Raw genomic sequence first — 6158 nt, forward strand, 5'->3', positions numbered from 1 at the left:
GGTGGCTCGCGTGTTCCGCCACAGCCCGCATGTCACACGTTGGCGGCTCCCAGTGTTTTCACGTCCTGGTCATTGATGACCCCGTCTGCAAATTCGAGATTATCAATATTGAAACTGGCGTGAAGTGGCAGGAAGTTGAAAAAACCAAACAGTGTTCCTTCGCCCTGGTTCTGCTTGGTGTTGGCATCCCAACCGGAAAAATTGTATTCTCCGATGAAAGAACCGGCGTTCGTTTGGGCGGTGTTCAAATTGAGTGCGCCGCAAAAGATCAGTGAAGGCATTCCCTCGCCCCCTTCGTCAGCCGTCTACTACTCATACATCGACCGCCATGGTGACTTTGAGGTCCTGGTCGTTCATGACACCATCAAAAACCTCCAGATTATCCACGTTGACGCTGAGCCAGGCAGGGGCCACGTTGCCAACGCCAAATGTACTGCCGTGCCCCTGATTCAGCTTGTAGTTTGAGTCCCAACCGCCAATGTTTCCCTCACCGAGAAATAATCCAGCGTTCTGCTGCGGGCTGTTCTGGTTGACCATTCCCAACACAATCAATGACGGCATACCACTCCTCCTCGGAACCTGAATGGTCCTGCACTGGATTGTACGCTGAATACGGATGTCCCATGCCAACCGGCTGTTTTCATCTCAGTCCTGACGCCACCGTTTGCGGTCTGGTGTCCTAAATCTTCGCTGGACAAACATAGACTGAATCGACGGGTGTCGCGGACAACCGCAAAGTGTATCCCCGGCGGGAGGATGGGTTGTGTTTGGGCGCAGAAAGAAAGCGGAACAGCTCGCCGCAGAGCAGATGCTCCAGCTCACCCAACGCTTGATTGAAGCATTGGACAAGGCGTCGGAACATAGAATCCAAGTGATTGTACAAAGTCTGCACGTGGACAAAGGCGCACTGGAACAGTTGGTGTTCAAACTGGATAGTCTGGATATTGATGAATTGAGCGGATCGTTGAATTTGGGGAATAACTTCGGAACCGATGTGGTGCGCCCAAAAAGCGACGTTCACATTGGCGGTCTCAAGTCTGCTGAGCAATCATCTCCAAAGGCCGCCGCAGCGGCGGATGGCGGGTGGACGATGGAACATACCGGCAACGGCTTCAAAGTGAAGCGTCCCAACGCCGCACAGTGAGGAGTGACCGGATGACCAGCACGCTATCGCCTACATTCATCATTGGCGCCATTCGAATTGGCCAAATTGAAGGAGCGTCCTGTCTGAATATGGGGAACAATTGGATATCTGATTTTCGCAGTTTCAAAAAGCACAACCAGGGGTTTGGATCCGTCCGCGGCGACAACAACGTGGTGCATGGAATTCGAAGTCTCCTGAACGATCCGGACACGGTTGACATGTTGGGCGCACCGCCCACTTCGTCAGAACTGCCGGAGTGGATGCGCAGACTCATCCAGGATTCGCCCACACCGGGTCATCCATCCACGACGACCACCTGACGTCTGCCGTGGTGGGGCGTTTGCAACGGTTCCGAGGCGGTGGAGCTTCGATGCAGTGCTGGAGGGGTGGTCATGGCCGCAAATCAAAACAGCAAATCCAACAATCCCTTCGACTTTCTCAACAACCTCGGAGATTTGGGAGACATTCGTAAATTCCTCGGTCCGGATTTCTTTAAAAACCTGCCCATGCCGAACATCAATGGGGGCTCTTTCTTCTCTGACTCGGACGGTTCGGATGCCTCGTCGTTTCCTCGTGTGGATCTGTATGGCCGGGGGAGTCAAGAAATGATTGCCGTGATGGAACTGCCGGGATTGACGAGCAGCAAGGACGTACAGGTTGCGGTGCGCGGGAACATTCTGTCGGTGCGCGGGCATATCACGGCGCGTTTTCATCACCGCGGAGATTCGGTGATTCTCTCGGAATGCCACCACGGCGCCTTTGAACGAGAGATTGAACTGCCGGGGCGCGTGTTGACCGACGGTGTCCGCGCGGTGTATCGGAGCGGACTCCTGGTCGTCTATCTGACCAGAGATACGGCGGATGACGTGGTCGACAACCGGGTGGCCATCGACTTTGAGGGACAGTGACGGCGCGGCACAGGCGCCGAGGAGGAATGCGGATGCCGACCATCATTTCGCTCGGGGTGGTGAACGCGCTGGCGGTTCAGCAGAATTCGGGCGTGTTCATTGGCGATATCAACGTCAATGGCTGGGATGCCCACATCAAGTACAACGCGGGGTATGGGTCACTGTACGGATCGTTCAATGTCGTCATGGGATCCCGAAGCGTGAATTTCGATGGCCTGGAAGTCTTGGATGGCGTCATCCAGGACCAGGACTGGAAAACGTGTTGGGCGGTGCAGGGGTAGCGGTCGGTCCACTGCCAACGGGAGGGGAAGCGCCATGGAAGTTCGCCAGACGAACGTGCCACTCAACTTGCAGATTCAAAACATTTCAGCCTGCTCGGGCGTCTTTGTATCGGGGCAGAACGTCATTTACGGTTGGAGCGCCCATTCGAAGTTGAATGCGGGCTTGGGAACGGTGGAATCTTCCAATTGGCTGTACCAGAATATCAGCGCGGTTCACGACGCGGATGTGGTGGATACGCCGATTGACGACAGGGATGTGCATCTCTTGCGCCAATCCAACCATCAGCCGCAATTGACCAACATCGGGTTTCGGTCGCTGGGCGTGAACACGATGCAACAGAATTGCGGCGTGTTTGTGGGAGACAGCAGCAACACTGGGTGGGATCAGCATCAAAAAACCAACAAAGGCCACGGGGACATTTATGGAGATGGCAACAAACAGGCGGTCAATGTCCACGTGAATTTCGATCCGGATCTCCTGGACACACCCGTCAGCGACCAGGATCTGAAGTCCGGTGTCTTTCATCGCTGGGGTTGATCCGCACGAGCGCCGGAACTTTTCCCCAAGAAGTGTGTTAGACTGAGCGAGACAAAGCCTGACAACATTGGACAAGCCGCGATGATGCGAATCTGTCGGGCTGGGAACGTGTCTGCACAAGGAGGAATGGTGGCATGGCGTCGTACAAAGTTGTGGTCACCGGAAGAATACTGCCATCGGCCCTTGAAGTCATCAGCCGGCGCTGTGCGGTGCAACGCTGGGAGGAGGCGACCTCCATCCCGCGAGAGCTCCTGTATGAGTGGGTGAAGGACGCGGATGGGCTGTTTACGACCGGAGACGTCAGGGTGGATGATGAGCTGCTGGCGCATGCGCCGAAGTTGCGCGTGATCAGCCAGGCTTCGGTCGGATACGACAATGTGGACATCGATGCCTGCACGCGACGGGGCATTCCGTTTGGCAATACCCCCGGCGTGCTTGTGGATGCCACGGCAGACCTGGCGTTTGGCCTGGTGCTGTGCGCTGCGCGACGCATCTTCGAAGGCGCGGCGCAGGTGCGCAACGGGGCGTGGAAGAACGGGTACGACATCCCCTACGGAGTGGATTTGTTCGGGAAGACGCTGGGGATTGTCGGCATGGGCAGCATCGGCGCCGCCGTGGCCAAGCGGGCGCAGGCCAGCGGGATGCGGGTCATTTACCACAATCGCCGGAAGCGGTCCGACGACGCCGTGCTGGGGACCACTTACAGCGAATTCGATGCGCTGCTCGAATCCTCTGATTTTGTGCTCGTATTGGCCCCCTTGACGAATGAGAGCCGCGGGATGTTCGGGAAGGAACAATTTGCGAGGATGAAGCCGACCGCCTACTTCGTCAACGTGGCGCGGGGCGCGGTGGTGGACACCGACGCGCTGTACGAAGCGTTGAAGACGAAGCAAATCGCTTACGCGGCGCTGGACGTGACAGATCCGGAACCCCTTCCCGGAGACCATCCGCTGCTCACGCTCGGCAACGTGTTGATTACGCCCCACATCGGGAGCGCCACGCACGAGACGCGGCACAGAATGGCTCTGCTTGCGGCGGAAAATCTCATGGCCGGACTGGATGGAAAGCCGCTCCCGGCCTGTGTGAACGGGTCGGTGAACTACCGCGGCTGATTCGGGATACTGTGTGGCTCGCGTTTCGTGCGCGGGCCGTGTTTTTGTGGATTCAGTCGACGACAACGAGGAGGCGGTTTTGTGATGAAGAATGATACTCGACCGACGGCACGTACCCATAGCGATGCCGCAACGGAGGCCGTTCAGCGGCTGATGGGTGCAAACGCGGTGCGGGCTGCGCTGGCCTTCGCCGAGACGGATCATGCCCGGACGGTGGAGGATCAAATCCGACTCACGGAAATCCCAGCGCCCACATTCCACGAACATGACAGGGGACAGGCGTTTCTGGCGGAGCTCGAGTCGCTCGGCCTGTCCGATGTAAAAGTGGACGCGACAGGGAATGTGTACGGAGTTCGAAAAGGTGCGGGGCGTGGACCGACTGTGTTTGTTTCCGCCCATTTGGACACGGTGTTCCCGGAAGGAACGGACACGGAGGTGCGCCAACGAAATGGTGTGCTGTACGCGCCGGGCATTGCGGACGACGGCCGGGGATTGGCCGTGGTTTTGGCCGTGTTGCGCGCGTTGAACCACGCGAACGTACAAACTGTGGGAGATCTTTGGTTCGGCGCCACCGTGGGCGAGGAAGGCTTGGGAGACTTGCGCGGTGTCAAAGCTTTCTTTGATGAGAATCAGGTGGATGGGTTCATCTCGGTGGAACCGGACGCCCCGAATCGCATCACGTACCTGGCCACAGGGAGTCATCGTTACCGCATCACGTTTCGGGGGCCGGGTGGCCACAGTTTTGGCGACTTCGGGACCCCGAGCGCCATTCACGCGATGGGGAGGGCCATTGCGGCCATCGCGGATTTGGAGGTGCCGGAGAATCCGAAGACCACGTTCACCGTAGGGGTGGTTCGTGGTGGCACATCCATCAACACCATCGCGGCGGAGGCGGAGATGATGGTGGATATCCGATCCGATTCAGAACCCGCGCTGCTCGCCCTCGAGTCCAATCTGCTGGCGTGTGTCCATGAAGCGGTCTCCGCTGAGAACGCCCGATGGAACCAGCAGGGGATACAGGTGTCGGTGGAGTTGGTTGGAAATCGGCCGGCGGGGCAACAATCGGTGGACAGCCCGGCGGTTCAGAACGCGATGGCGGCCATTCGGTCGCTTGGCTTCATGCCGTCGTTGGATGAGCCCAGCAGCACCGATGCGAATGTGCCTATTCATCTCGGTGTGCCTGCGGTCACTCTGGGTGGGGGTGGTCGTTGCGGCGGCATCCACACGCTGCAGGAGTTCTATCATCCAGAGGATGGACACCACGGAGTTCAGGTGGTTCTGCTGACGGCCCTCGCCATGGTCGGCGTATCAGAAGTGAGCGAGCCGACCCTCTCCGTCTCTCCGTCGCGGGCATAGGTGAAAAAAGAGGAGACGAATCGATCCGCATACCCACGCGGCATCGTTCGTCTCCTCGTTGTTTCTTGCTCTGGCGTGCCCGGAGAGATTCGAACTCCCGACCTCTTGATTCGTAGTCAAGCACTCTATCCAGCTGAGCTACGGGCACAAGGAACCGTGGGGTGAGTGATGGGAATCGAACCCATGCGTGCCGGAACCACAATCCGGTGCGTTAACCACTTCGCCACACTCACCATGACTGCAGATGTTCTGTTCGCATACGACCATGGTTGCCTACGAACAGTGCGGCAAATAGATTACCACGGTCCATCACGCGGGTCAAGCGTCCGACACAAAGCAAAAGCTGGGATCCCCGGCAGGTCCGGTGCGCACAACGTCGCTCACGTTCTCGGACAGGCATTGTATTTTGCATCGATACAACGTACGCGACTGGCCGCCCACCACTTTTCGCCCAGAAGGTTGATTCTGCTATGACACATGGATGCGAACTATCACCAGGGACTTCAAACATTTTCCTGTTGATCCGCACGAGGCAGGGTGGTATATTACACATTGTCGCTCCGGTGACGGCGCGGCAAACGGTGAGAACATCACCCCGACACTTGACAAGTGCAGGGGTTGCGTGGTAAGGTGTTCGAGCTGTTTTGAGTGGTTCCTTGAAAACTAAACACGCACAGAGAGTGAATCAACACGCAAGTGTTGTTTTGAGCGAGTCAACTTTTTTGAGAGTTTGATCCTGGCTCAGGACGAACGCTGGCGGCGTGCCTAATACATGCAAGTCGAGCGGACGGAAGGGAGCTTGCTCCTGGAAGTCAGCGG

9 protein-coding genes, 2 tRNA genes and 1 rRNA gene are annotated in these 6158 nt (G+C 57.5%); 8 read left to right on the plus strand and 4 right to left on the minus strand.

All coding sequences use genetic code 11. The features are described from left to right. Window positions 1-32 precede the first annotated feature (32 nt). Both G463_RS0117630 and G463_RS0117635 read right to left on the minus strand, forming a co-directional pair. Entirely contained in the window at window positions 33-281 is a 249-nt protein-coding gene (locus G463_RS0117630) for a hypothetical protein (protein ID WP_026976166.1), read from the minus strand. Between the two features lie 31 nt (window positions 282-312). Further along, entirely contained in the window at window positions 313-561 is a 249-nt protein-coding gene (locus G463_RS0117635) for a hypothetical protein (RefSeq protein ID WP_026976167.1), read from the minus strand. 202 nt (window positions 562-763) lie between these two features. Here G463_RS0117635 and G463_RS22070 point away from each other — a divergent pair, with 202 nt between their 5' ends. The 7 genes from G463_RS22070 to G463_RS0117670 all read left to right on the plus strand — a co-directional run bounded on the left by G463_RS22070 (window position 764) and on the right by G463_RS0117670 (window position 5339). Beyond that, window positions 764-1144, plus strand: a complete 381-nt coding sequence (locus tag G463_RS22070) for a hypothetical protein (RefSeq protein ID WP_051322430.1) — start codon at window positions 764-766, stop codon at window positions 1142-1144. 11 nt (window positions 1145-1155) lie between these two features. Further along, window positions 1156-1464: a hypothetical protein gene (locus tag G463_RS21405; RefSeq protein ID WP_051322431.1), complete on the plus strand. Its 309-nt coding sequence runs from the start codon at window positions 1156-1158 to the stop codon at window positions 1462-1464. A 72-nt stretch (window positions 1465-1536) separates the two neighbouring features. Beyond that, window positions 1537-2052 carry an Hsp20/alpha crystallin family protein gene (locus G463_RS0117650; protein ID WP_035488151.1) on the plus strand — a complete coding sequence of 172 codons (516 nt, stop codon included), beginning with the start codon at window positions 1537-1539 and terminating at the stop codon, window positions 2050-2052. A 32-nt stretch (window positions 2053-2084) separates the two neighbouring features. Next, window positions 2085-2333 (plus strand): hypothetical protein, encoded by a 249-nt coding sequence (locus G463_RS0117655; protein ID WP_026976169.1) that lies wholly within the window; start codon window positions 2085-2087, stop codon window positions 2331-2333. Window positions 2334-2367: 34 nt separating this feature from the next. Continuing rightward, window positions 2368-2871, plus strand: a complete 504-nt coding sequence (locus tag G463_RS0117660) for a hypothetical protein (protein ID WP_026976170.1) — start codon at window positions 2368-2370, stop codon at window positions 2869-2871. A gap of 134 nt (window positions 2872-3005) precedes the next feature. Beyond that, window positions 3006-3983, plus strand: a complete 978-nt coding sequence (locus G463_RS0117665; protein WP_026976171.1) for a 2-hydroxyacid dehydrogenase — start codon at window positions 3006-3008, stop codon at window positions 3981-3983. 84 nt (window positions 3984-4067) lie between these two features. Beyond that, entirely contained in the window at window positions 4068-5339 is a 1272-nt protein-coding gene (locus G463_RS0117670; RefSeq protein ID WP_026976172.1) for a M20/M25/M40 family metallo-hydrolase, read from the plus strand. A gap of 71 nt (window positions 5340-5410) precedes the next feature. On the opposite strand, the gene G463_RS0117675 is transcribed toward G463_RS0117670, so the two are convergent. Together G463_RS0117675 and G463_RS0117680 are read right to left on the minus strand one after the other, a co-directional pair. Next, window positions 5411-5487: transfer RNA gene (locus G463_RS0117675), tRNA-Arg, on the minus strand. A 9-nt stretch (window positions 5488-5496) separates the two neighbouring features. Further along, a tRNA-His gene (locus G463_RS0117680) sits at window positions 5497-5572 on the minus strand. Between the two features lie 485 nt (window positions 5573-6057). Here G463_RS0117680 and G463_RS0117685 point away from each other — a divergent pair. Next, window positions 6058-6158 (plus strand): 16S ribosomal RNA (locus G463_RS0117685); the annotation flags it as partial.

It is taken from the genome of Alicyclobacillus contaminans DSM 17975 (genome assembly GCF_000429525.1).
Classification (GTDB): Bacteria; Bacillota; Bacilli; order Alicyclobacillales; family Alicyclobacillaceae; genus Alicyclobacillus_A; species Alicyclobacillus_A contaminans.